The following is a 679-nucleotide window of genomic DNA, read 5'->3' as shown; positions in this document are numbered from 1 at the left end:
GTCCTGGCCCGCGAGCAGCCGCTTCTCGGCCTCGCGCACGGCCCGCATCACCGGCGTCCTGCCGTCACGATCCTTGTAGACGCCGACACCCAGGTCGACTTTGCCGGGGCGCGTGTCGGCGCGGTAAAGGCCGATCAACGCAAGGATCTTGTCGGCGGGCGCGGGCTGCAGGGTCTCGAACATCGATAGGGCTCCAGTGGCGGCGGAGTGATACGCAAATCGGCCGCGCTTCGCCAGCGGTTTCCTCCGTTTGCCCGCTCGGTTACTGGCTCACCCCAGGCCGGCGCAACTCCTCGCGGGAATCGCAAAAAGAAACGGCAGCCAGGGATTAAAATCCCCACATGCTCCGTAAACACGGCATGAAACGGTCGATGGCACGCTTCGATATCGTCGGGCAGTTGGGATCGCTGCGGCGCTACGCGCGCGCGCTGACGCGCGACAGCGCCGATGCCGAGGATCTGGTCCATGACGCGCTGGTGCGCGCCTATGAGCGGCGCGGCACCTTTCGCTCGAGCGGCAACCCGCGCGCCTGGCTGCTGGCGATCCTCCACAACATTTTCATCGACCGCATGCGCTCGCGGCGGTCCGAGGCAGCGCGCATCGAGCAGGCAGGCCGTCTCGCCGAGCAAAACATGCCGGCGTCCCAGGACCATTCGGTGCGCCTTTCGCAGGTGCGCGA

At 66.9% G+C, this 679-nt stretch carries 1 protein-coding gene and 1 pseudogene; one reads left to right on the top strand and one right to left on the bottom strand.

The features are described from left to right. A pseudogene (locus tag EOA60_RS35930) lies at positions 1-183 on the bottom strand (aromatic amino acid aminotransferase); the annotation flags it as partial. 188 nt (positions 184-371) lie between these two features. Between EOA60_RS35930 and EOA60_RS35925 the strand changes: the two are divergent. Then, a partial coding sequence (locus tag EOA60_RS35925) for a sigma-70 family RNA polymerase sigma factor (protein ID WP_245502717.1) occupies positions 372-679 on the top strand: 308 nt, incomplete at its 3' end.

Origin of the sequence: Mesorhizobium sp. M1A.F.Ca.IN.020.06.1.1, assembly GCF_004023265.1 — a bacterium.
Lineage (GTDB): Bacteria > Pseudomonadota > Alphaproteobacteria > Rhizobiales > Rhizobiaceae > Mesorhizobium.
Note: the sequence above shows the minus strand (reverse complement) of the source record. Positions and strands in the feature narration are given on the sequence as shown.